Raw genomic sequence first — 23,099 nt, 5'->3', positions numbered from 1 at the left:
TTATTCGTTCTGTTTTCCCTCGGGCTTGCGTACTCTGCGCTTACGCATCCACGAAGGAAAACGTCATGACGAACAGACTTCCGAACAAGACCTCCTCGCGCTCGGTGGCCGTGAAAGCGCGGCTCGACTACCCCGTGATCGACACCGATGTGCATGTCAACGACTACACGCCGGCACTGGAGGACTATGTTCAGCACTACGGCGGCAGCGCCTTGGTGGATGCGCTGCGCAAGGCGCTGGGCGGGCGTTTCGCGACGCGCTCTGCCCAGGGCAAGGACTGGTACCAGCAGAGCCCCGAGGAGCGCCAGCACCACCGCACGCTGCGTTCGCCCTGGTGGGCCCGGGTGACGCGCAACACGCTGGATCTGGCTACCTACACCTTGCCCGATCTGCTCGCCGAGCGGCTTGAGGAGCAGGGGGCGGACTATTCGGTGCTGTTTCCCAACGATGTGCTGGCACCGGCTGCTGCGGGCGACGAATTCCGTCAGCCGCTGCACCGCGCCATCAATCACTTTCATGCCGACCTGTATCGCAAGCATGCGCACCGGCTGACGCCCGTGGCGGGCATTGCGCTCAATACCCCGCAGGAAGGCATCGAGGAGCTGGAGTTCGCCGTGAAGACACTGGGGCTCAAGGTCATCAATATCGCGGGCGGGGTGCGCAGGCCGATTGCGGCGATTGCGGCCAAATACCCCAAGGCCGACCACCCCGAGGTGGCGCGTCACGCGAGCTACACCGACTTCTACGGCCTGGACAGCCCCTACGACTACGACCCGTTCTGGGCCAAGGTGGTGGAGTTGGGCGTGCCCGTCACCACGCACTACGGCAGCCAGGGCTGGACCGGGCGCCAGTCCATCAGCAACTACATGTTCAACCACATCGGCCACTTTGCCGATGGCTCGCAGGCCTTTGCCAAGGCCTTGTTCTTCGGCGGCGTGACGCGCCGCTTTCCGAGGTTGCGCGTGGGCCTGCTCGAAGGTGGGGCCGACTGGGGATCGCATGTGTACACGCATCTGGTGGATCGCTTTGAAAAGCGCAACCGCCATGCCGTGCAGAACTACAACCCCGCGCATGCCGATGTGGAGTTGCTGGCCGCGCTGTTCGAACAATACGGCGCCGACCTCACCAAGGGCAGGCCGCTGAACAAGGAGACGCTGCTGCGCGACAGCCTGGGCATTTCCGCGCTGCCGCACAGCCGCGACCCGCAGGGCGACGAGCTGGACGATTTCCTGGCCGCCGGCATCGAGAGCGTGGAGGACATCCGCGAGCGCTGGGTCAAACCCTTTTTCTTCGGTGCCGAGGCCGACGACCGCACCGTGGCCGCAGCCTTCAACACCCGGGTGAATCCGCTGGGCGCCAGGATCAATGCCATCTGGTCCTCGGATATCGGCCACTGGGACGTTCCCGATCTGACCGAGCCGCTGGCCGAGAGCTGGGATCTGGTGGAGCAGGGCGTCATCAGCGCCGAGGACTTCCGCGCGCTGGTGTTCGACAACCCCTACCGCTTCTACACCGAGGCCAGGTCCGACTTCTTCGCGGGCACCGACATCGCCAGCAAGCTGGCTGCGCGCTGAGCGGCCGCGATCTCTCTCCCGAATTTTTCCCGTTCCGGCCCCGCACGGCGGCGCGCCACAAGCGCGGCGCCGGGGCAAGCCTTTGCCTTTGAAAGACTGCAGATGATCCATTCCCTGATTTCCCGGCCCTGGGGCCGTCGTGCCGCTCTGGCGGCCCTGGGCTTGTTGTTCGGCTCCCTGGCCCAGGCGGCGCCGCCCCAGGCCATACGCATAGGCGTGGCCACGGCGGGCGGCGGCGAGCCCATCAACTGGGGCGGCTCGCCCGGTGGTGTGGTCCGCGCCAACCAGTGGCTGGAGGAGGCTTTCAAGGACTCCGGCATCAAGGTGGAATGGCTGTTCTTCAAGGGCGCGGGACCGGCCGTGAACGAGGCGCTGTCGAACAAGCAGATCGACTTCGCCTATCAGGGCGACCTGCCCTCCATCGTGGGGCGCGCCAACGGACTCAGGACGCGGCTGCTGGTGACCAGCGGTGCACGCAACAATCTCTATGTGGTGGTGCCGCCGCAGTCGGGCATCCAGCGCATCGAGGAGCTGAAGGACCGCAAGGTGGCGATCTTCCGTGGTACCAACGGCCATCTGGTGGCGATCAACGCGCTGCAAAGCGTGGGGCTGGCCGAGCGTGATCTCAAGGCCATCAACCTCGACACGGGAAGCGCCCAGGCGGCCCTGGTCTCCAACGGTGTGGATGCCTCGTTCGGTGGCTACGAGTGGTTCAAGATCCGCGACCAGGGTCTGGCCAGGGTGGTGTATTCCACCCAGGGCAAGGACCCGGCGCTGACACGCCAGGCGGCGCTGCTGGTGCGCGAGGAGTTCGAGAAGGAGCATCCCGAGCAGGTGCAGAAGGTGGTGAACCAGTTCGTGCGCGCAGCCAACTGGGCTTCGGACGAGAAGAACCGCAGCGAGCTGTTCCAGCTCTGGGCAAGAACGGGTACGCCTGCGGCCTCCTGGGAAGCGGAGTTCGACAAGCAGGCTCTGGCCGTGCGCAACTCGCCGCTGCTCGATGACTTCATCGTGGCGCGCTACCGCTCGGTGGCCGAGGATGCGGCCAAGCTCAAGCTGATCCGCCGGCCGGTCTCGCTGGAGGGCTGGTTCGAGCCACGCTATCTGCAGGCCGCACTCAAGCAGCAGGGACTGGAAAAGCGCTGGACCGTATTCGACGCCAAGGGCCAGGTCAAGGTCCGGGGCCAGAACCCCGATGCCAGCCCGGTGGCACTGCGCTGATGCCCATGGCCGATATCCTGATGGATGCCGCTGCGGCGCGCCAGCGTCCTGTCGGACCGCCGGTCTGGCGGAGCCTGCTGCGCAGTGCCGAGCCTTTCTTCCTGCCCCTGGGTCTGCTGCTGCTCTGGGCCCTGGGCGCGGCGCGCGGCTGGATCTCGCCCCAGGTGCTGCCATCGCCCCAGTTCGTCTGGGAAACCCTGGCCGAGCTGGCCACGAATGGCGAGCTCTGGACCCATGCCGCAGCCAGCCTGCAGCGCGTGCTGGTGGGCTTTGTGGCGGGCAGTCTGCTGGGCCTGCTGCTGGGCACGCTCATGGGGCTGTCGCGGTCCGTGGAAGCCTATCTGCTGCCCAGTTTCAATGCGCTGGTGCAGATTCCCGTTTTGGGCTGGATGCCTTTTGTGCTGCTGCTGGTGGGCATAGGCGAGCCGCTCAAGTACATCCTCATCGCCAAGGCCGCCCTGGTGCCCGTCACGCTGGCCACGCTGCAGGGTTTTCGGCAGGCGCCGCAGAGCTTGCTGGAGGTGGGCTGCGTCTATGGCTACACGCGTCGTCAGCAGGTGCTGGAGATCGTGCTGCCCACGGCACTGCCCACGCTGTTCACGGGGCTGCGCCTGGGCTTCACCAAGGCCTGGTTGTCGCTGGTGGTGGTGGAACTGGTGGCATCGAGCGAAGGCCTGGGCTACCTCATCGTCTATGGGCGCCAGCTGTTCCAGCTCGATCTGGTCATGGCTGCCGTGATCATCGTGGGCGCTCTGGGCTATCTGATCGACCGCCTGCTCGATGCGGCCGAGGCGCGGCTGGCGGCGCGCAACGGTGTGCGCCCGGTCGTCGAGGGAGGACTGCTGTGAGCACACCGGACATCCTGTCTTCCGTGCCCGCGCGCTGGCGCGGACTCGTGCTGCCAGTGGCGGCTGTGCTGCTGTGGGTGCTGGCGTCGCACTTCCAGTGGGTCAACTCGGCGCTGCTGGTGTCGCCGCTGCAGGTGCTGGCCACGGGCCTGGATCTCGTCACCAGCGGTCAGCTCTGGCTGAATCTGCGGGCCAGTCTGCTGCGCGAGCTGACCGGCTTTGTCATCGGCAGCACGTGCGGGCTGGTACTGGGCGGGCTGCTGGGGCTGTGGCCGCGCTTCGGCCGTCTCGTGGGGCCCAGTTTCAATACCTTCAAGCAGATCTCGCTGTTTGCCTGGATTCCGCTGATCTCGGTGTGGTTCGGGCTGGGCGACGTGGCCAAGGTGGTCTTTCTCTCGCTCGCGGCCCTGGTGCCCGTGGTGGTCAACACCGTGGACGGCATCCGCAGCACGCCTGCCTCGCTGCTGGAGGTGGCGCGCGTCTATGGCTACACGCGTTGGCAGACCACCTGGCATGTGGTGCTGCCTTCGGCGGCGCCCTCGATCTTCACCGGCATCTACCTGGCGCTGGTCTATTCGTGGCTGGCCACGATAGGGGCCGAGTACCTGCTGGTGGCCGGGCGCGGCGTGGGCAATCTGCTCATCGAGGGCAGCGAGCATTTCCGCATGGATCTGGTGCTGTTCGGCATGGTCGCCATCGGTTTCGTCGGCTGGCTCATGAACGCCGGTGCCCGCGCGCTCGAACGCGCGCTGGCGCGGCGGCTCGGGCGCTGAGCGTCTTCTCTCTTCTTTCCAGGAAAGCATCTCTTCTATGGCAACGACGACCACGGCAGACGATCTGCATATCCACGTCGCCTCCAAACAGTTCGACCATGCCCAGGCCGCCAGCGGTAGCCTGCAGGTGCTGCAGGACATCGACCTGCAGGTGCGGGCGGGCGAGTTCATCAGCATCGTGGGCGCCAGCGGCTGCGGCAAGTCCACGCTGCTGCGTCTGGTGCTGGGCATCGATGTGGACTACGAGGGCCACATCGCACTGGGCGACGAACGCATCACGGCGCCCGGCCTGGACCGGGGCATCGTCTTCCAGGATCACCGGCTGTTTCCCTGGCTCACGGTGGAGCAGAACATTGCCGTGGGTCTGCGCAACGCCGACCGCAGCCCGGCCGAAAAGCGCGAGCTGATCGCCGAGCACGTGGCGCTGGTGGGTCTGCAGGGTTTCGAGCAGTCCTTTCCGCGCCAGATCTCGGGCGGCATGGCCCAGCGCGTGGCCATTGCACGCGGCCTGGTCAACCGCCCGCGCGTGCTGCTGCTCGACGAGCCCTTCGGCGCGCTCGATGCGCTCACGCGCACGCGGCTGCAGGCAGAGCTGCAGCGCATCTGGCAGCACGAGCGCATCACCATGCTGCTGGTGACCCACGATGTGGAGGAAGCCGTCTACCTCGGCGACCGTGTGGTGGTCATGCAGCCGCATCCGGGCCGCATCCGGCGCATCGCGCCCGTGGACCTGCCCCATCCGCGCAACCGCAGCGACCCGGCCTTCCTGCGCATCCGCGATGCCCTGCTGGCCGACTTTCTGGGCCCCGAGCGGCGTGGCCCCAGCGATGTGCCGCCCCCGGCCGAGCCGCGCGCGGCGCACTGGCTGCCGCACGGCGGCCTGCGCTTTGCCTGGTGACTTTTCCCTTCATTGAAAGCCTCTCATGACCACACAGAAAAAGCAGATCAGGCTCGGTGCCTTCCTCATGCAGACCGGCCACCACATCGCAGGCTGGCGCCATCCCGGCGCGCAGGCCGATGCGGGCGTGAACTTCGGCCACTATGCGGCGCTGGCGCAAAAGGCGGAGGCCGCCAAGTTCGATGCGGTATTCCTGGCCGATGGCGTGGCGGTGCGCTCCGACAACGATCAGGCACTGGCCCGCATTGCCCGCAGCGACCAGTTCGAGCCGCTGACCCTGTTGTCGGCACTGGCCGCCGTGACGCAGCGCATTGGCCTGATCGCCACGGCCTCCACGAGCTACCACGAGCCCTACAACCTGGCGCGCAAGTTCGCTTCGCTCGACCAGATCTCGGGCGGCCGCGCGGGCTGGAATCTGGTGACTTCGGCGACCACGGCCGAGGCCCTGAACTTCAACCGCAGCGCCCAGGATGCGCATGGCGACCGCTACCGCCGTGCGGCCGAGTTCCATGACGTGGTCGTGGGCCTGTGGGACAGCTGGGAGGACGATGCCTTTGTGCGCGACAAGGAAAGCGGCATCTACCTTGATCCCGGCAAGCTCCATGCGCTGCACCACCAGGGCGCGCATTTCCAGGTGCGCGGCCCGCTCAATGTGGCGCGCTCGCCCCAGGGGCGGCCGGTGGTGGTGCAGGCCGGTGCCTCGGACGAGGGGCGCGAGCTGGCCGCGCGCACGGCCGAAGTCATCTTTGTGGCGCATCAGACGCTGGAGGAAGGTCAGCGCTTTTACCGCAGCATCAAGTCGCGCGTGCAGCACTACGGCCGCCACCCCGACGATGTGAAGATCATGCCCGGCATCTTCCCCGTGGTGGGCCGTACCCAGGCCGAGGCCGAAGCCAAGTTCGAACAGCTGCAGTCGCTGATCGACCCCGTGGTCGGGCTGTCGCTGCTGGCGGGCATTGCCGGGGAGCTGGATCTCTCGGCCTATCCGCTGGATGGCCCTTTGCCGGAACTGCCGCCTACCGAGGGGCCGCAGAGCCGCCAGCGCCTGCTCGTCGATCTGGCGCGGCGCGACGGCCTGAGCATTCGCCAGCTCTATCTGAAGATCGCCGGCGCGCGCGGCCACCAGCAGATTGTGGGCACGCCGCAAACCATTGCCGACCAGCTGCAGCAATGGTTTGAGGAGGGAGCGGCCGATGGCTTCAACATCATGGGGCCGTGGTTTCCGGGCGGGCTCGACGATTTCATCGAACTCGTGCTGCCCGAGCTGCGCCGGCGCGGTCTGTTCCGCACCGAGTACGAGGGCAGCACCCTGCGCGAGCACCTGGGCCTGCAAAGGCCGGAGCATCCGCAAGCCCTGCGCCGGCTGCAGGCGCCGCGCAAGATCGCGGCCTGATGCCGCGCCATTCTGCAAAGCTATATCAATAGGAGAGCTGCTTACGCTTGCCATATATGAATTTCAGGTTGTTTATGCCTTGAAATCAATACATGGAAAGCGATGAAAGCTCTTTTTTCGATAGTGACCGAAGCCTCTATCAAGTCAGCGCACCGCGCCCGTCGACCGTGAAGATGCGCTCGACCACACCCTTGAGCCGGCCGCCGCGCACGCCGATCAGATGGTCGTGCAGATTCACGGTGGGGTCGCAGTGGCCGGGAATCAGCCACAGCGCCTCGCCCAGGGCGGGCAGCCAGCCGCTATGGTTGCCGGCCTGGGCATCGGGGTGCAGCACGCCGTGCTCGTCACCGCCGTTGGCAAAGCGCAGTGCGTTTTCGGGCGCCAGCGCATGCAGCCGGGGCAGGCCGGAGTCTATGGCATGGGCCTTGTGGCCGGCATCGCAGACGGCGTGATCGCTGCTGAGCGACATGACCTGGGTCTTGACGTAGAGCGCATGCTCGAACAGGGGCTGGGCCGCGTCGCGCTGGTTGGCCGCGTAGTCGGCGTCCATGAAGAGGAAGGAGCCGGGCTGGATTTCGCCATAGATGCCGCTGGCGGCCTCGTTGACCATGGTGCCCGTGCCGGCGCCCGTGATCAGCGGTATCGCCAGGCCGGCGCGGTCGAACTCGTGGCGCGTGCGGTTGACGAGCTTGAGCACCTGCTCGATGGCGGTCTTGCGCTCCTCGGCGCCGCGCAGATGCTGGGCGCCGCCGTGATAAGCCTGCAGGCCCGCAAAGCGCAGCACGGGCTGGGCCGCAATCGCCTGTGCCAGGACCACGGCGGCTTCGCCGGGCTCTGCGCCGCAGCGGTTCTGGCCGACGTTGATTTCCACCAGCACATCCATGGCAGCATCGCCGGCCTGCGCATCCTGCAGGGCCCGCGCCAGCCGCGTGACGCCTTCCTCGCAATCGACGGCCAGGGCCAGCCGGCCGCCCTGGGCATTCAGTGCCTTGGCCAGGGCCGCCACGCGTGCCAGCTTGGTCTGGGCAATGACTTCGTTGCTGATGAAGATATTCGTGATGCCGCCCTGGGCCAGCGCCTCGGCCTCGCTGACTTTCTGCACGCAGTGGCCACAGGCGCCGGCATGCTCGAGCAGATGGGCGATGTGCGCGCTCTTGTGCAGCTTGGCATGCGGGCGCCAGAGCACACCATGCTGCTGGGCAAAGCGGGCCATGCGCTCGATATTGCGGTCCATGGCGTCCAGGTCTATGACCAGGGCGGGCGTGTCTATGCGTTTGACGGCCTGGCCGACCAGGGTCTGCAGATGCTCAGGAATGTGCTTCATCTCGGCTGCCTTGCTGAAGGTGTGCGGTATCTGCCCAGCCTACCAAAGACAGGCCGTCAGGCGTCCAGAGCAGGCGATTGATGGCGCAGTTGCTCAGCTCCCAGGTGCGGGCCGTCTGGAAGTCCTGGCGCGTGGCCAGGCGGTAGAGCACGTCCATCACGCCGCCATGGGCGACCAGCACGATCTGCTCGCCCTCGTGCAGGCGTGCAATCCCGTCCACCGTGGTGGAGATGCGTTCGCGCAAGGCCTGCAGCGAGTCGCCGCCGCCGGGCGGGGCATAGACCGGGTTGCGCGTGCGCCAGAGCTGTGCGTCCTCGGGCTGGGTGGCTTCCACATCCTTGAAGGTGCGGCCCTGGAAATCGCCGAAGCAGCGCTCGCGCAGACCGGTGGTGGCATGCAGCGGTGCCCCGGATGTGCGGGCAATCGCCTGCGCCGTGACATGGGCACGCTGCAGGTCGCTGCTGTAGATGGCAGCAATGCTCTCGTCGGCCAGCGCCTGGGCCGCCTGCTCGGCCTGCCACAGGCCGGTGTCGTTCAAGGGAATATCCAGATGCCCCTGGATGCGTCCATCGACGTTCCAGGTTGTCTCTCCGTGCCGGATGGCAATGATGCGCGTGGCGTGCATGTCTTGGCTCGTTCAGCGTAGGTTGTTTTATTGAGCAGTCATTGTCTTGCAAACAAAGTCTGCCTGTCCCCCGGTCTGTTGTTACAGACTTTTTGACGCCCGGCCTTCACCAGGGCGCAGCCAGCAAGAAAAAAGGCCTGCAACCACGGTTGCAGGCCTTTTGGCCATTGCAGCGCTTGCGCTTCAAGCGCCGGCTGCCATGTCTTGCGGTGTCAGATCAGTGACTTGGCATTGTCCAGCACAAAGTCGCAGGCCTTTTCCTTGAGGTTGCTCTTGACCTTGTCCAGGCTGAAGCTCTTGCCGTCGGCGCCCGTGACCATGCCCATCAGACCGTTTTGGTAGCCCTGATCCTTGGGCTCTTCCTTCTGGCCCAGGCCCAGCTTGCCCAGCAGCTGATTCTTGACCTGGGCGGCCTTGTCGGCGTTCAGGTAGTTGTTCTTCATGCAGTAGGTGAGGACACCGGCGGCATTGCTGGCCGTGCCGGAGCTCAGGTTGCCCAGGCCCAGGGCCGACAGTGCCGAAGAGCCTCCGGAGCCGCCGAGCATGCCGCCCAGGCCCGAGGTGCTGGAGCTGCTCTCGGCCGCGCCGCCGCCCAGCTGGCCGCGCAAGGCGTCGCCGAGACCGCTGGCATGGGCGCTGAAGGAGCCCGCGGCCACTGTGGCGCAAAGCAGGGTGGAGAGAGCAAATTTCTTCATGACTTCATCCTTTTCATGGCGAAGGCCCGGGCAGGAGGCCCCGGTTCAAGCCGAGCTGGACGTTAGCATGCGCCAGGCCCGGAAACTGTTGAAGATTGCAAATCAACGTACCGGCGCCGCGGTGGCCGGTGCCGCGGTGGCCGGGGCGGCTGGTGCAGCCGATGCGGCGGGCTGTGCAGGAGCTGACGGCGTGCCGCTGGCAGGCTGGGCTCCCGGCGGCTGGATGACGGTGCGCACATTGCGCTGGCCTTGCGGCGGCTTGGGGAAGCCCGTCAGCGCAGCATCAAACAAAATGCCGAAGATGGCCGGGTCGTCGGTCCATACATCCTGGCGCTGGGCCGAGGTTTCGTAGACGATCTGCTGGGTCTTGATGTCGCGCATGACGATGCTCACGGCGCGGTAATACTCCAGCGGCGGCTCGTTGAACATCATGCCGCCGCCAAAGCCCCAGCCGAAGCCACGCCCGTAGCTCATGCCCCAGCCCCAGCGCGGACCCCAGTAGGGGTCGTAATAGGGCCAGCTGGCCCAGTCGCGCGCATAGCGGGCCATGGCGCTGATCTGCACCACCAGGCTGGCGCGCGAGTCATCGCGCGTCAGGCCGACGCGGGCCAGCGCATGCTGGGCCTGGGCTTCCACGGCCGCGAAGTTCACCTGGCCTTGCTGCGAGGGCAGGGTCTCCAGCCGGTAGGTGGCGGGCACAGGGATGGTGTTCAGTGCGGAAAAGCTCTGCACCGTGCTGTTGACCTCGCGCACCGTGCTGCAGCCGGCCAGCAGAGCCGTCGCAGTCAGGGCCACAAGGCCGATCCAGCGTAAGGAGGTTTTGCGCAGGTTCATGATGATTTCTCTGAAAACGACAAAGGCCCATGGGATGGGCCTTTGATTGGACTGCGGGGTCCGGTTTTAGTTCAAAAGTCCGCTCAGGACAGTTGTACCACTTGTACCCCGCCGGGCAGGGCGGCCATGGTTGGCAGCTCTTCATGGTCAAAGGCCATGTCGCCGTTGGGATCGGCAATGCCCGTGGCCTTGGCGTTCCTGAAGTCGTGCAGCTGGGGGTCCATCATGTGCGTGGTGACGATGTTGCCCATGGCGCGGAACATGCTCTCGATGCGGCCGGGGAACTTCTTGTCCCACTCGCGCAGCATATTGCCCACGGCCACGCGCTGCAGGCCGTCCTGGCTGCCGCAGAGGTTGCAGGGAATGATGGGGAAGTTCTGGTACTGGGCCCAGCGCGTCGTGTCCTTCTCGGGTACATAGCACAGGGGACGGATCACCACATGCTTGCCGTCGTCGCTGACCAGCTTGGGCGGCATGCCCTTCATGCGGCCGCCGTAGAACATGTTGAGCATCATGGTCTGCACGATGTCGTCGCGGTGATGGCCCAGGGCCACCTTGGTGCAGCCCAGCTGGTCGGCCACCTTGTACAGGATGGCGCGGCGCAGGCGCGAGCACAGGCCGCAGGTGGTCTTGCCTTCGGGCACGACGCGCTTGACGACGCTGTAGGTGTCCTGGTTCTCGATGTGGTAGTCCACACCGATGCTCTGGAAGTACTCGGGCAGCACATGCTCGGGGAAGCCGGGCTGCTTCTGATCCAGGTTCACGGCCACGATGTCGAACTTCACGGGCGCACGCTTTTGCAGCTTGCGCAGAATGTCGAGCAGGGTGTAGCTGTCCTTGCCGCCGGACATGCAGACCATGATCTTGTCGCCTTCCTCGATCATGTTGTAGTCGAGGATGGCCTTGCCCACTTCGCGGCACAGGCGCTTTTCGAGCTTGATCTGTTCGCGCTCGATCTTGATCTTGCCGGGCTTGGCGGCTTCTTCGCCGTTGGCGTTCTCTGCGGCCGCAGCATCGGCGGCTTCTGCCTCTTCGGCAATCCAGGGGTTGTCGTTTACTGCATTCATGGGGTTCACCATTGTCCGGTTTCGATGCGAATGGCTACTTCGCAGTCGTCAAAAATTTCCAGCTTCGCAATTTTCACACGCACGCCGCGCACGCCGGGCAGCTGCAGCAGGCGCTGGGCCAGCTTGCCGATCAGGCTCTCGAGCAGGTTCACATGCTCGGAGGTGCATTCGTCGATGATGATCTGGCGCACCTTGCGGTAGTCCAGCACATGGAGGATGTCGTCATCGCGCGGAGCCAGGGGCTGGGGGCCGAGATTGAGTTCGGCATCGACCTGGATCGGCTGGGGCTCTTGTTTCTCATGCGCAAGAATCCCGAGGCTGGCGTCAAAGCGCAGGCCGGTGAGCGTGAGAATCTGTTGTCCGGAAGTGGAAGTCATGGAAAAGGGTGCGGCCTCGGCGGGCTCACATCATCGAAAAATCGCGCTCGAAGCGCTGTAAATGTTGGCCGCCATCGACCAGCATGGTGGTGCCCGTCATGGAACGGTTTTCCAGTGCAAAGCACACGGCGGCGGCAATGTCCTCGGACGAGGAGGAGCGTCCCAGCGGGCTCATGGCGTGCAGGGCCTCGAACTTTTCCTGGCTCAGCATATGGCTGGTCAGCGTCAGGCCCGGCGCCACGCCCACCACGCGCACGCTTGGGGCCAGAGCCAGTGCCAGCATGGTGTTGGCGGCTTCCAGAGCCGCCTTGGAGAGGGTGTAGCTCAGGAAATCGGGGTTCTGGTTCCAGAGCTTCTGGTCCAGCACATTGACCACGGCGCCCTGGGCCGAGGCTTCACCCGCCGCCACGCGCTCCTGCACATGCGCGTGCAGAGCCTGGGACAGCAGGATGGGCGCGCCCGTGTTGCTGCGCAGATGCGCTTCCAGCGCCACATAGCTGAAGCTCTGGGCATCGTCATGTTCGAACAGCGAGGCGTTATTGACCACGGCGTCGATGCGGCCAAAGCGCTCCACCACACGCGGCACCAGCGAGCGTACCGATTCCTCGTCAAAGAAGTCAGCATCAAACGCGGCGCTATCGCCAGACAGCTCTGCGCAAGAAGCTACGGTTTGCATAGCTTGATCGCGGGAGTCGCGGTAGTGCACAGCCACTTGCCAGCCCGCGCGGGCCAGGGCCAGGGCCATGTCACGTCCAAGGCGACGGGCAGAACCGGTCACCAATACTGTGCGTGGTCGGGCGGGTGAGGACATTCGTGGAAAATGCGGGTTGTGACGACAGAACCCTCAAGTTTAACGAGCGCCTTGCAATCCCGCATTGCCAAGGAGATTGCCGCCGTGGGCGGCTGGTTGCCTTTCGACCGTTTCATGGAGCTGGCGCTCTATGCGCCGGGACTGGGCTATTACGCCAATGAAACGGCCAAGTTCGGCACCATGCCGGAGTCGGGCAGCGACTTTGTGACGGCGCCTGAAATCTCGCCTATTTTTGGCCAGCTAGTGGCGTCCCAGTTACGGGAAGCGCTACAAAAAACGAATACCCGCGAGATCTGGGAGTTCGGCGCTGGCACGGGCGCGCTGGCGCTGCAGATCCTTGACGAGCTGGCGGCTCAGGGTGCGTTGCCAGAGCGCTACACCATCGTCGATCTCTCGGGCACGCTGCGTGCGCGCCAGAAGCTGGCGCTGACGCGGTACGAACATCTGGTGCGCTGGGTGGACGCGCTGCCCGAGGCCATGGAAGGCGTGATCATCGGCAACGAGGTGCTGGATGCCATGCCGGTGCAGCTGTTGCAGCGCACCGCAGGCCAATGGCATGAGCGCGGCGTGGTGCTCGGCGCAGGCGGCGATGAAGCGGCCTTTGCCTGGGAGGACCGGGCCACCGAATTGCGTCCGCCTGTGGATATCGGCGGGCCGCATGATTTTCTGACCGAAATCCACCGCCAGGGCGAGGCGTTTATCCACACCCTGGGCGAGCGTCTGACCCGGGGAGCCGCCTTCTTCATCGATTACGGCTTTGGCGAGAGCGAGTACTACCACGAGCAGCGCCATATGGGGACCCTGGTCTGCCACTACCAGCATCAGGTGGACAACGATCCGCTGGTGCTGGTCGGCCTCAAGGACATCACGGCCCACGTCAATTTCACAGGCACGGCCGTGGCGGCCCAGGATGCGGGCTTCGACGTGCTGGGCTATACCAATCAGGCGCACTTTCTCATCAACTGCGGGCTTGCGCCCCGGCTGGATGCGGCCGGCATCAAGGCCCGCTCCATGGCCTCCAAGCTGGTCATGGAGCATGAGATGGGCGAGCTGTTCAAGGTCGTTGCCCTGTCCAAGGGCGTGGAGCCCTGGACGCCGCTGGGCTTTGTGCAGGGCGACCGCACGCATCGGCTATAGCGTCTGCGTGCCTGGCGCGCCTACTGCTTTTCGAGCTTGGCGGCCTGGATGATGCTGGCCCAGTGCTTGTACTCGGTGCGTGTGAAGTCGCGGAAGGCGGTCGAGCCGAGCAGGCGGGGCTCGCCGCCCAGGGCCGCGACGCGGGCCTTGAACTCGGGGCTGCTGGCCACCTTGAGCGTGGCTGCCTCCAGGCGCTGGACCGCGGCGCGCGGTGTTCCCTTGGGTGCCAGCACGCCGTTCCAGGTGGCGGTGACAAAGGACGGGAAGCCGCTTTCCTTCATGGTCGGAACCTGGGGCAGCATGGGCAGGCGCTCGGCCGAGGTCACGGCCAGCGCCTTGAGCTTTCCGCTCTGGATGAAGGGCAGCGCCGGTGTGATGTTCTCGAAGATGAAATCGATCTGCCCGCCGATCAGATCGGTCAGGGCCGGAGCGCTTCCCTTGTAGGGGGCGTGGATCAGGTCCAGCCTGGCGGCACTCTTGAGCAGCTCGCCCGACAGATGCACGGTGGAGCCCATGCCCGGCGAGCCATAGCTCATGCCGGTGCGGCGCTCGCGCGCATGGCTCACCAGCTCGGCCACCGATTTGACCGGTGTTCTGGACTCGTTGACCACCAGCACGTTGGGAATCGAGGTCACCAGCGCGATGTACTCGAAGTCGTCCAGGTTTTTCTCGCTGAGATTGCGGTACAGGCTGGGATTGATGGCCTGCGTGCCTGCCGTGCCGAACAGCAGGGTGTAGCCGTCATTGGCGGCGGCCGCGACGCGGCTGGCACCGATGGCTCCGTTGGCGCCGGGGACGTTCTCCACCACGACCGGCTGGCCCAGGGCCTCGGCCAGACCCTGGCCGACCAGGCGCGCCACGACATCGGTGTTGCCACCGGGCGAGAAAGGCACGACCAGCTTGAGCGGGCGATTGGGGAAGCTGTCGGCCGCGGCCGGCAGGGCCAGGCTGGCGCCCAGCAGCGCTGCGGTCAGAAGAAACTGTTTGCGTGAAAAGGTCTGGGGCACGGTATGTCTCTTTGTTTGTAGTTGGCGGGCCGTGACGGCAGACGCATGGGCCCGGTCCCTGCATGGCGCAGGGCCTGGACATCATGGGCAGAGGGGGGAATTGAGGTCAATCAATCTTTGGGAAGCATGTCATGCATAAACGGAATGGCTGCCTGCCAGCATGGACGCTCAGGTCTCCAGGACGGCGCGCCTCTATACTTGCGGCCTCATGATTCGCTGGTTGATCGTCATTTTTCTGGCCCTGTTGCTCGTCAACGGGTTGCACGGCTGGCTGCAGCGCATAGGGCTGGGGCGTCTGCCCGGCGACTTCCGCTTTCGGCTGTTCGGCAAGGAGTTCTTCCTGCCGGTGGCCAGCACCGTGCTGCTCAGCGTGGTGGCGGCGCTGATTGCCCGCTTTGTGAAGCTCTGAGAACGTAGACAGGTTCCGGCTTGAATCTGCAGGCTTTGGCTGCACATACAGGCCTGAGCCCGACCTGCGCCTGCCGGTGCAAGCCAGGCATTGCCAAAGAAAGTACGACTTGCGCAAAGCGGGTTCAGGCCGGGCGACTGCCTCGGGAGGCCGCTCCTTGTCGCGTTCCTGTTTGCGTCAATCCCAGAAAGGTTGCTCCGTGTCCGAATCCCTGCACTACGTCTGCCCTCATTGCCACACCACCAATCGCATCGCCAGCGACCAGCTGGGCAATCAGCCCGATTGCGGCAGCTGCCACCAGCCGCTGGTGACGGGCGAGCCCGTGGCCCTGGACAACGACAGCTTTTCCCGGCACACCGGCCGCAGCCAGCTGCCCGTGGTCGTGGATTTCTGGGCGCCCTGGTGCGGCCCCTGCCGCATGATGGCGCCGGCCTTTGCCCAGGCGGCCCAGCAACTGGCGGGGCAGGCACAGCTGGCCAAGCTCGATACCGAAGCCTATCCACAGGCCGCGGCGCCCTTGGGCATCCGCAGCATTCCGACCATGGTGATCTTCAAGGAAGGCCGGGAACTGGCCCGCATCTCCGGGGCCCTGCCGGCCTCGGAAATCGTGCGCTGGGTGCGCTCGGTGATCTGAGCGGCGGCCCTCTCACCCGGCCCCGGCTCGGGGCCGGCCAGCCTCTCAGGCGGCGATGTCCAGCACCACGCGGCCTTCGATCTTGCCCTCGTGCATGCGGGCAAAGATGTCGTTGATGTTTTCCAGCTTGTCGGTGGACACGGTGGCCTTGACCTTGCCCTGGGCAGCAAAGTCCAGCGACTCCTGCAGGTCCAGGCGCGTGCCGACGATGGAGCCGCGTACCGTGATGCCCTTGAGCACCATGGAGAAAATCGGCAGCGGAAAGTCGCCCGGTGGCAGGCCGTTGAGCGAAATCGTGCCGCCGCGGCGCACCATGCCCAGCGCCTGCTCGAAAGCCTTGGGCGACACGGCGGTGACCAGCACGCCATGGGCACCTTCAATCTCTCTTTGCAGATAGGCCGCCGGGTCGGTGGTCTTTGCGTTGACAGTGACGGTGGCGCCCAGCTGACGCGCCAGCGCGAGCTTGCCGTCATCGATGTCGACGGCAGCGACATTGAAGCCCATGGCCTTGGCATATTGCACGGCCATATGGCCCAGGCCGCCGATGCCGGAAATCACCACCCAGTCGCCGGGCTTGGCGTCGGTGACTTTCAGGCCCTTGTACACCGTGACCCCGGCGCATAGCACGGGAGCGATATCGATAAAGCTCACATTGGACGGCAGATGACCCACATAGTTGGGATCGGCCAGTGCGTAATCGGCAAAGCCGCCGTTGACCGAATAGCCGGTATTGGTCTGAGATTCGCACAGGGTCTCCCAGCCGCCTATGCAGTGGCGGCAGAAGCCGCAGGCGCTGTGCAGCCAGGGCACGCCCACGCGATCGCCTTCCTTGACATGTCTGACGTTCTTGCCCACTGCCGCCACATAGCCCACGCCCTCGTGGCCGGGAATGAAGGGTGGATGAGGCTTGACAGGCCAGTCGCCTTCGGCCGCATGCAGATCGGTGTGGCAGACGCCGGAAGCAGCGATCTTGACCAGGATCTGATCGTCTGTCGGTCGTGGCACCGGCATCTCTTCGATCGTGAGCGGTTTCCCGAAGGAACGCACCACGGCGGCTTTCATGGTCTGGGGTAAGGACATCAGAGCACCTCCTTGAAGCAAGAGGGCAAGGCCGTGGCCTGTGGGCCGGACACTTGCCCGTTTAAGAACGTGTTTACGATTTCTACGTAGCCGCGTTGGAGCGCAAGCGGGATGAGTTCGAAGCGATGGCTCGCCGCTTGCACCGGGGTGCAAGCAGGAGTCAGCGCGCCGCAAATCGCCCGATTTCGCTCCAACCCTACGGGACAGGGGCTTTGCGCACGCCCGGTCAGGGGCGGTCTGCGGTATCGCGCGCGGGGGGCGCCCCCTCGCATCCCATCCCGCAAAGCCTCTGTCGCGGCCCGAGGAGATCGTAAGCATGTTCTAAAACCACGCCGTTAAGGCATGGCTGTTACAGCGGGTTTCGTGACCCGCTGCATGGCCTTGGCGGAGCGCATCGCCACCGCCGTCTCGTACTGTGCAATGGCTGCAGCATACCTTCTTTGACTTAACTCAAGCTGCGCCCATCCTTGCCTCTCGGGCCTCGGTGCGCTGACGGCTAGGCGCCGCCTTCCAGATAGGCGGCAATCGCCTGCTCGCGCGCCTTGCTTACGGCATCGCCGATGGCCTTGCCCTTGAGGCCGCGCTGCGCTGCCGCCTGGGCAACGGGAGCGGTTTCCACGGCAAGTGCCGCCTTCAGGGCATTGCCCAGGCGCTGGTGCTGCGGGTAGGCCGTCTCTTCAAAACCCAGCCGGCCGCGTGCATCGCATTCGCAGGCCTGCAGGGCTTCCTCGAAGCGCTGGGGCTTGCGGATGGCATCGCAGCGCTCCAGCAGGCGCAGCAGGGCGGCGGCGTTGAGTTCGTTGCTGCGGTGGAGGTTGCCATGTTCGCGTGCCACGACCTCGGCCAGCTCCTTGCAGTCGTTGGGCACGCGCCAGCGCTCGCAGACCTGCAGCAGCAGACGGGCGCTGCGCTGTTCATGGCCGATATGGCGGGGCAGGACATCGGCCGGCGTGGTGCCTTTGCCGAAGTCATGGCACAGGCAGGCAAAGCGCACGGACAGCGGAGCCTGCAGGCGCGCCGACATGTCCAGCACCATCATGGCATGCACGCCGCAATCGATCTCTGGGTGGTATTCGGCGCGCTGAGGCACGCCCCAGAGTCTGTCGAGTTCGGGCAGCAGCCGGACCAGCGCTCCGCATTCGCGCAGGATGTCGAACATGCGCGAGGGCCGCTCCTCCATCAGGCCGCGGCTGATTTCCTGCCAAACGCGCTCGGGAACCAGGGCATCGACCTCGCCGGCCGCCACCATCTCGCGCATGAGCTCCATGGTTTCGGGCGCGACGCGGAAGTCGGTGAAGCGCGCCGCAAAGCGCGCCAGACGCAGAATGCGCACCGGGTCTTCGCGAAAGGCATCGGTCACATGGCGCAGCACGCGGTCCTTCAGATCCTGCTGGCCGTGATAGGGGTCCACCAGGTCCTGAAGCTCGTCCTTGCCTCTCCAGTCCGCAGGAGCGGCGATGGAGTTGATGGTGAGATCGCGCCGCGCCAGGTCTTCTTCCAGTGTCACATCGGCGGCGGTGTGCACCACAAAGCCGCGATAGCCCATGCCGTTCTTGCGCTCGGTGCGCGCCAGCGCGTATTCCTCATGGGTCTGAGGGTGCAGGAACACCGGAAAGTCGCGCCCCACGGGCACGAAGCCGCGCGCGCTCATCTGCTCCGGTGTGGCTCCGACCACCACCCAGTCCGTGTCGTTGACGGGCAGGCCCAGCAATGCATCGCGCACCGCGCCACCTACCTTGAAAACCTTGAATTCACTCATGCTGCCATGGTAGTGGCTGCGCGTCGGCCTGCAGATACCGCGATTGCGGGATTGCTGCCTCAGCGCTGCTGGCGATAGGGCTCTTCGAACTGCAGAAAATCCTGCTCGGCCAGGGCCGCCTGAATCCATTCCTGGGTGGCGGGCAGCTGGGTGACGCGCTGCACATAGGCGCGTACCGGGGCCGAGGTCGGCAGGCCGTAGCTGTTGATGCGCATGCAGACCGGCGCAAAAAAGGCATCGGCAATGCTGAACTGGTCAAACAGCATGGGGCCGCTGGCGGCGCTCAGCAGCGGGGTCCAGAGTTCTTCGAGCTGCTGGACGTCGCTGCGCAGGTCGGCATGCTCGGCCCAGAGCCGGGCGCCAGTCTCCTGCAGCTGGGCTTCGATATTCATGGGGCAGAAGCTGCGCAGCGCACCGAAGCCGCTGTGCATCTGTGCCACCAAGCTGCGCGCACGGGCACGCTGGGCCACGGTCTGCGGCCACAGATGCTTGTCGGGAAAGCGCTCGGCCAAGTATTCGCAGATGGCCAGGCTGTCCCAGATGATCAGCCCCTCGTCGACCAGCAGTGGCACCTTGCCGGTGGGGGCGAGTGCCAGCGCCTGCAGCTTGAAGCTGGAGTCGGGCGCAAAGCTGTCAAAGCGCAGTGTGAGCTCTTCGAAGCTGATGCCGCTTTGGCGCATCAGCACCCAGGGCCGCATGGACCAGGACGAGTAATTCTTGTTGCCGATATAGAGCTTCATGGCGGACTCCCGTGTGTATCTGCCGCCGAGCTTATCAAGCTTGGGCCCGGCGGTCTGTGCGTTTTGATTCCACAGTCATGTCTGGGCGGCGCGGCAGATGATGTAATTGCACCACTATGGCAAATACTTCCACTTCTTCTGCAAACCTGGCCGCGCCTGTGGCAGGGGCTGGTCACCACAAGGGCGCGCTGGTGCTGTTCTCGGGCGGTCAGGACTCGACCACCTGCCTGGCCCAGGCCCTGGCCATGTTCGAGCGCGTGGAAACGCTGGGCTTTGACTACGGCCAGCGCCACAGCGTGGAGATGCAGGTGCGCGCCGGCGTGCGCGAGCAGCTGGCTCAGCGCTTTCCCCAGTGGGCGCCGCGTCTGGGCGAGGACCATGTGCTGTCGCTCGACGTGCTCAAGCAGATCGGCGGCTCCTCCCTGACCGAGGACGTGGCTTTTGCCATGCAGGCCGATGGCCTGCCCAACACCTTTGTGCCGGGCCGCAATCTGCTGTTCCTGACGCTGGCCGGCGCGCTGGCCTATCGCCGCGGGCTGACGGTGATCGTCACCGGTGTCTGCGAGACCGATTACTCCGGATATCCCGATTGCCGCGACGACACCATGAAGGCCCAGCAGCTGGCGCTGAACCTGGGCCTGGAGCGCCGGCTGCGCATCGATACGCCGCTGATGTGGCTGGACAAGGCCCAGACCTGGCAGCTGGCCCATGATCTGGGCGGCAGCGATCTGGTGGAGCTGATTCGCACCGAGACCCACACCTGCTACCAGGGCACGCGCGATGTGCTGCACGACTGGGGCTATGGCTGCGGCAGCTGCCCGGCCTGCGAGCTGCGTGCATCGGGCTGGCACAACTGGCGCGCCAGCCAGTCGGCTTGAAACTGATAGCTTCTTGCGCTTGATATAAAAGGACTTCAGGTCTAAAAGACTCTGAAGTCCTTTTATTAAATGCGGTAGATGCTCCTCAATGATGAGCGTCTACGCTATGGACCCGACTCAGGCGCTGGGGCGCGTGGCGATCTGGCCGGCCTGAATCTGCGCCGTCATCTGGCTGAGCCAGGCCTGGCTTTCCGGGCGCTCGAACAGAAAGTCCCAGATGGCATCGTGCTGGCGCGCTGTCAGGCTGAGCGGGCCATGGCGACGCATATGGGTTTGCAGCCGCTGCAGCTCGAGCTCGGTCAGCGGCGACCGCATCACGGTCAGCGGGGGGCGCGGGCGATAGCTGCGCTGGGGAATGTTCTTGCGGGGACGACTCATGGCAAAGCGAAATAGGGGTTCAGACGGGCCAGACCACACCGTTGTCGTTGAGGATGGCGTCCAGCGGCAGATCATGCGTCTCGGGCTGGAAGTCATCGACATAGCCATTGGTGTAGCCCAGGCCCACGGTGAAGGGGCGCGGGCTCAGCTCGGCCAGCGTGCGGTCATAGAAACCGCCGCCATAGCCGAGACGGTAGCCGCCGGCCGCATAACCTACGCAGGGGACAAACAGCAGCGTGGGCACCAGCAGTTCGGTATCCTTGGGCTTGGGAATGCCATAGGCGTCCTCCTCCATGGGGCAACCGGGGTACCAGGCGTGAAAACTCAGCGTCTTGCGCTGTTTGTCGATCACCGGCAGCCCGATTCTGCGCCGTTGTGGAGTACCCTGTAGCTCGCCATCTTCCTTCCAGCGATGCAGGGCTGGCAGCGGATCGAATTCACCCTTGATGGGCCAGTAGGCGCCAATCACGGTATCGGGCCGTTCCATCAGCCAAAAGCGCATCACCTGCTGCAGCGCATCGGCGCGTTGCAGGCGATCTGGAAGGTTGAGGCGCAGTTCAATCAACTTGCGGCGTAACGCTGCTTTGTCCATCGGATAATTTCCTCCATGCACTGGCTGAAGATTTTGACACCGCTTTGTGCGGCTTCCCTGTTGACTGTAGCTGCTCCTTTTGCGCAGGCACAGAACCCGGGCGACGCCGTGTTGCTGGACATGCAAAAAGCATTCCGCAGCCGCAATCAGGCGGCGCTGACCCAGCTCCTGCCCCAGGCTGCCGGTCACCCCCTCGAACCTTGGGCCGCTTACTGGGAACTCAAGAACCGTCTGGAGACCGCATCGCCCGATGAAATCCAGGGCTTTCTGAACCGTTACGCCGGCACCTACCAGGAAGACCGCTTGCGCAACGACTGGCTGCTGCTGCTGGGCAAGCAGCGCGACTGGAGCACCTTCAGCCAGGTCTATCCCAGGTTCCGCATGCGCGACGACAAGTCCGTCACCTGCTACGCCCTGCTGGCCGACGCCCTGCAAGGCCGGGGGGCACCCAATGTGGGCCAGCAGGTACGCGATCTATGGATGGCGCAAAAAGATGCCGATGACGGCTGCACCACGGCCGCCGGCCAGCTGTATGCGAGCAAGCTGATCACCGACGCCGATGTCTGGCGCCGTGCCCGTGTGGCCACCGAAGCCAATCGCCAGAAGGCGGCCCGTGATGCGGTGGCCATCGTCGCCCCCGAAGCGGCCGACCAGGTGGCGCAGGTGTTTGCCTCGCCCGCCAAATACCTGTCAGGCCAGAGCAAGGCGCGCGGCCGCGAGCGCAAGGAGCTGGCCCTGCTGGCGCTGATCCGCATGGCGGCCAGCGACCCCGATGCGGCCGCCACCCAGATCGACGGCGGCTGGGGCGCCCAGCTCAATGGAGAGGAGCGCAACTGGGCCTGGGCCGTGGTCGGCAAGCAGGCCGCCTTCAAGCTCTCGCCCGATGCCAACGGCTATTTCGGCAAGGTGCGCCGCAACGAAGACCTGAGCGATGACCTGCTGGGCTGGAAGGCCCGTGCCGCGCTGCGCGCCGGCGACTGGAAGGCCGTTCGCCGCGCCATCGACGCCATGGGCCCGGAGCGCACCGACCCGACCTGGGCCTACTGGAAGGCCAGGGCCATGCTTGCAGGTCGCCCCAATGCCGAGGAAAAGGCCGAAGCACGGCAGTTGCTCGAAGACACGGCCGGCAACGGCAGCTTCTACGAGCAGCTGGCGCTGGAGGAGATCGGCCAGCGCATCACGGTGCCGCCTGCACCGGCACCGTTGACGGCGCAGGAAAAGGCGGCTGTGCGCAGCAACCCCGGTCTCAATCGCGGCCTGTATGCCATCGGCATGGGACTGCGCAGCGAGGGCGTGCGCGAGTGGAACTACTCCACCAATCTGCACCAGCCCGGCGGCATGGAAGACCGCGAGCTGTATGCGGCCGCCGATCTGGCCTGCGAGCGCCAGGTCTGGGATCGCTGCATCAACACCAGCGAGCGCACCAAGACCTTTGCCGACTGGAAGCAGCGCTTTCCCATGCCCTATCACGACACGGTGCTGGCCAAGTCGCGCAATATCGGGCTGGACCCGGCCTATGTCTACGGCCTGATCCGCCAGGAGAGCCGTTTCATCATGGATGCGCGCTCGGGCGTAGGCGCCTCGGGGCTGATGCAGGTGATGCCGGCCACGGCGCGCTGGACGGCCAGGAAGATCGGCATGACGGGCTTCACGCCCGACATGATCAACGACCGCGACACCAATATCACCATCGGCACCTCCTACCTCAAGCTGGCGCTTGACGACTTCGAGGGCTCGATGGCGCTGGCGGCCGCAGGCTACAACGCCGGTCCGGGCCGCCCGCGCAACTGGCGCAACGGGCCTACGCTGGACGCTGCTATCTGGGCAGAAAACGTGCCCTTCAGCGAGACCCGCGACTATGTGAAGAAGGTGCTCTCCAACACCACCAGCTATGCGGCGCTGATCACCGGCCAGCCGCAGTCGCTCAAAAGCCGTCTGGGCACCATAGGCCCGCGCCCGGCCAATGATCCCGAAACCATGAAGGATCTGCCGTAAGCATCGGCAGTGCGAACGGACGGCTCGCCGATCCACCGCCTGCAGCGCTC

The 23,099-nt window shown here is 65.3% G+C and carries 24 protein-coding genes; 11 read left to right on the top strand and 13 right to left on the bottom strand.

Translation table 11 applies throughout. The features are described from left to right. Positions 1-65: 65 nt before the first annotated feature. The 6 genes from O987_RS24525 (at position 66) to O987_RS24500 (ending at position 6,707) form a co-directional block, all read left to right on the top strand. A complete protein-coding gene (locus tag O987_RS24525) occupies positions 66-1,574 on the top strand; it encodes an amidohydrolase family protein (protein ID WP_043375343.1) in 1,509 nt (502 codons plus the stop codon). 102 nt (positions 1,575-1,676) lie between these two features. Beyond that, positions 1,677-2,795: an ABC transporter substrate-binding protein gene (locus tag O987_RS24520; RefSeq protein ID WP_003050897.1), complete on the top strand. Its 1,119-nt coding sequence runs from the start codon at positions 1,677-1,679 to the stop codon at positions 2,793-2,795. Continuing rightward, on the top strand, positions 2,795-3,643 hold the full coding sequence (locus O987_RS24515; protein WP_043375341.1) for an ABC transporter permease: 849 nt from the start codon (positions 2,795-2,797) through the stop codon (positions 3,641-3,643). Before O987_RS24520 ends, O987_RS24515 begins: the two co-directional genes overlap by 1 nt. Next, positions 3,640-4,416, top strand: a complete 777-nt coding sequence (locus O987_RS24510) for an ABC transporter permease (RefSeq protein WP_043375339.1) — start codon at positions 3,640-3,642, stop codon at positions 4,414-4,416. The genes O987_RS24515 and O987_RS24510 overlap by 4 nt, the downstream gene beginning before the upstream one ends. A 37-nt stretch (positions 4,417-4,453) precedes the next feature. Then, positions 4,454-5,314, top strand: coding sequence for an ABC transporter ATP-binding protein (locus tag O987_RS24505; RefSeq protein WP_043376963.1), 861 nt, complete (start codon positions 4,454-4,456; stop codon positions 5,312-5,314). A 25-nt stretch (positions 5,315-5,339) separates the two neighbouring features. Then, positions 5,340-6,707 (top strand): LLM class flavin-dependent oxidoreductase, encoded by a 1,368-nt coding sequence (locus O987_RS24500; RefSeq protein WP_019043556.1) that lies wholly within the window; start codon positions 5,340-5,342, stop codon positions 6,705-6,707. A 139-nt stretch (positions 6,708-6,846) separates the two neighbouring features. Here the strand turns inward: O987_RS24500 and O987_RS24495 are convergent, their stop codons facing one another. From O987_RS24495 to O987_RS24465, 7 genes are all read right to left on the bottom strand, one after another. Continuing rightward, entirely contained in the window at positions 6,847-8,031 is a 1,185-nt protein-coding gene (locus O987_RS24495; protein WP_043375337.1) for a DSD1 family PLP-dependent enzyme, read from the bottom strand. Further along, positions 8,015-8,656, bottom strand: a complete 642-nt coding sequence (locus O987_RS24490; protein ID WP_003050911.1) for a histidine phosphatase family protein — start codon at positions 8,654-8,656, stop codon at positions 8,015-8,017. The genes O987_RS24495 and O987_RS24490 overlap by 17 nt, the downstream gene beginning before the upstream one ends. A gap of 212 nt (positions 8,657-8,868) precedes the next feature. Beyond that, a complete protein-coding gene (locus O987_RS24485; protein WP_003050913.1) occupies positions 8,869-9,351 on the bottom strand; it encodes a DUF2501 domain-containing protein in 483 nt (160 codons plus the stop codon). A gap of 102 nt (positions 9,352-9,453) precedes the next feature. Next, entirely contained in the window at positions 9,454-10,185 is a 732-nt protein-coding gene (locus O987_RS24480; protein WP_003050915.1) for a DUF4136 domain-containing protein, read from the bottom strand. Positions 10,186-10,268: 83 nt separating this feature from the next. Next, on the bottom strand, positions 10,269-11,264 hold the full coding sequence (ttcA, locus tag O987_RS24475) for a tRNA 2-thiocytidine(32) synthetase TtcA (RefSeq protein ID WP_043375334.1): 996 nt from the start codon (positions 11,262-11,264) through the stop codon (positions 10,269-10,271). Next, positions 11,258-11,629, bottom strand: a complete 372-nt coding sequence (locus O987_RS24470; RefSeq protein WP_003050921.1) for a dihydroneopterin aldolase — start codon at positions 11,627-11,629, stop codon at positions 11,258-11,260. The genes ttcA and O987_RS24470 overlap by 7 nt, the downstream gene beginning before the upstream one ends. 25 nt (positions 11,630-11,654) lie before the next feature. Next, positions 11,655-12,440, bottom strand: coding sequence for an SDR family oxidoreductase (locus O987_RS24465; protein WP_029158641.1), 786 nt, complete (start codon positions 12,438-12,440; stop codon positions 11,655-11,657). A 9-nt stretch (positions 12,441-12,449) separates the two neighbouring features. Between O987_RS24465 and O987_RS24460 the strand changes: the two genes are divergently transcribed. Further along, on the top strand, positions 12,450-13,577 hold the full coding sequence (locus tag O987_RS24460; protein ID WP_019043557.1) for a class I SAM-dependent methyltransferase: 1,128 nt from the start codon (positions 12,450-12,452) through the stop codon (positions 13,575-13,577). Between the two features lie 20 nt (positions 13,578-13,597). Here the strand turns inward: O987_RS24460 and O987_RS24455 are convergent, their stop codons facing one another. Further along, positions 13,598-14,584 (bottom strand): Bug family tripartite tricarboxylate transporter substrate binding protein, encoded by a 987-nt coding sequence (locus tag O987_RS24455; RefSeq protein WP_003050927.1) that lies wholly within the window; start codon positions 14,582-14,584, stop codon positions 13,598-13,600. Positions 14,585-14,792: 208 nt separating this feature from the next. On the opposite strand from O987_RS24455, the gene O987_RS24450 reads away from it, so the two are divergent. Continuing rightward, a complete protein-coding gene (locus O987_RS24450) occupies positions 14,793-14,993 on the top strand; it encodes a DUF2905 domain-containing protein (RefSeq protein ID WP_012839950.1) in 201 nt (66 codons plus the stop codon). 199 nt (positions 14,994-15,192) lie between these two features. Continuing rightward, entirely contained in the window at positions 15,193-15,627 is a 435-nt protein-coding gene (gene trxC / locus O987_RS24445; RefSeq protein ID WP_043375331.1) for a thioredoxin TrxC, read from the top strand. A 45-nt stretch (positions 15,628-15,672) separates the two neighbouring features. Here the strand turns inward: trxC and adhP are convergent, their stop codons facing one another. From adhP to O987_RS24430, 3 genes are all read right to left on the bottom strand, one after another. Then, positions 15,673-16,707, bottom strand: a complete 1,035-nt coding sequence (gene adhP, locus O987_RS24440; protein ID WP_003050933.1) for an alcohol dehydrogenase AdhP — start codon at positions 16,705-16,707, stop codon at positions 15,673-15,675. Positions 16,708-17,203: 496 nt separating this feature from the next. Further along, on the bottom strand, positions 17,204-18,466 hold the full coding sequence (locus O987_RS24435; RefSeq protein WP_043375328.1) for a multifunctional CCA addition/repair protein: 1,263 nt from the start codon (positions 18,464-18,466) through the stop codon (positions 17,204-17,206). A gap of 59 nt (positions 18,467-18,525) precedes the next feature. Beyond that, a complete protein-coding gene (locus tag O987_RS24430) occupies positions 18,526-19,206 on the bottom strand; it encodes a glutathione S-transferase family protein (protein ID WP_003050937.1) in 681 nt (226 codons plus the stop codon). A 116-nt stretch (positions 19,207-19,322) separates the two neighbouring features. Here O987_RS24430 and queC point away from each other — a divergent pair, with 116 nt between their 5' ends. Further along, positions 19,323-20,084: a 7-cyano-7-deazaguanine synthase QueC gene (gene queC / locus O987_RS24425; RefSeq protein ID WP_019044042.1), complete on the top strand. Its 762-nt coding sequence runs from the start codon at positions 19,323-19,325 to the stop codon at positions 20,082-20,084. Between the two features lie 117 nt (positions 20,085-20,201). Here queC and O987_RS24420 read toward each other — a convergent pair whose 3' ends face one another. Next, positions 20,202-20,462, bottom strand: a complete 261-nt coding sequence (locus O987_RS24420) for a hypothetical protein (protein WP_003050940.1) — start codon at positions 20,460-20,462, stop codon at positions 20,202-20,204. A 19-nt stretch (positions 20,463-20,481) separates the two neighbouring features. After that, a complete protein-coding gene (locus tag O987_RS24415; protein WP_019044041.1) occupies positions 20,482-21,054 on the bottom strand; it encodes a 5-formyltetrahydrofolate cyclo-ligase in 573 nt (190 codons plus the stop codon). Between the two features lie 15 nt (positions 21,055-21,069). Between O987_RS24415 and O987_RS24410 the strand changes: the two genes are divergently transcribed. Continuing rightward, complete coding sequence (locus O987_RS24410) at positions 21,070-23,049, top strand: lytic transglycosylase domain-containing protein (RefSeq protein ID WP_003050943.1); 1,980 nt, start codon at positions 21,070-21,072, stop codon at positions 23,047-23,049. Positions 23,050-23,099 lie beyond the last annotated feature (50 nt).

The organism is Comamonas testosteroni TK102 (assembly GCF_000739375.1).
GTDB classification, from domain to species: domain Bacteria; phylum Pseudomonadota; class Gammaproteobacteria; order Burkholderiales; family Burkholderiaceae_C; genus Comamonas; species Comamonas brasiliensis.
The sequence above is the reverse complement of the archived record's forward strand: the minus strand, read 5'-3'. Positions and strand labels throughout refer to the sequence as shown.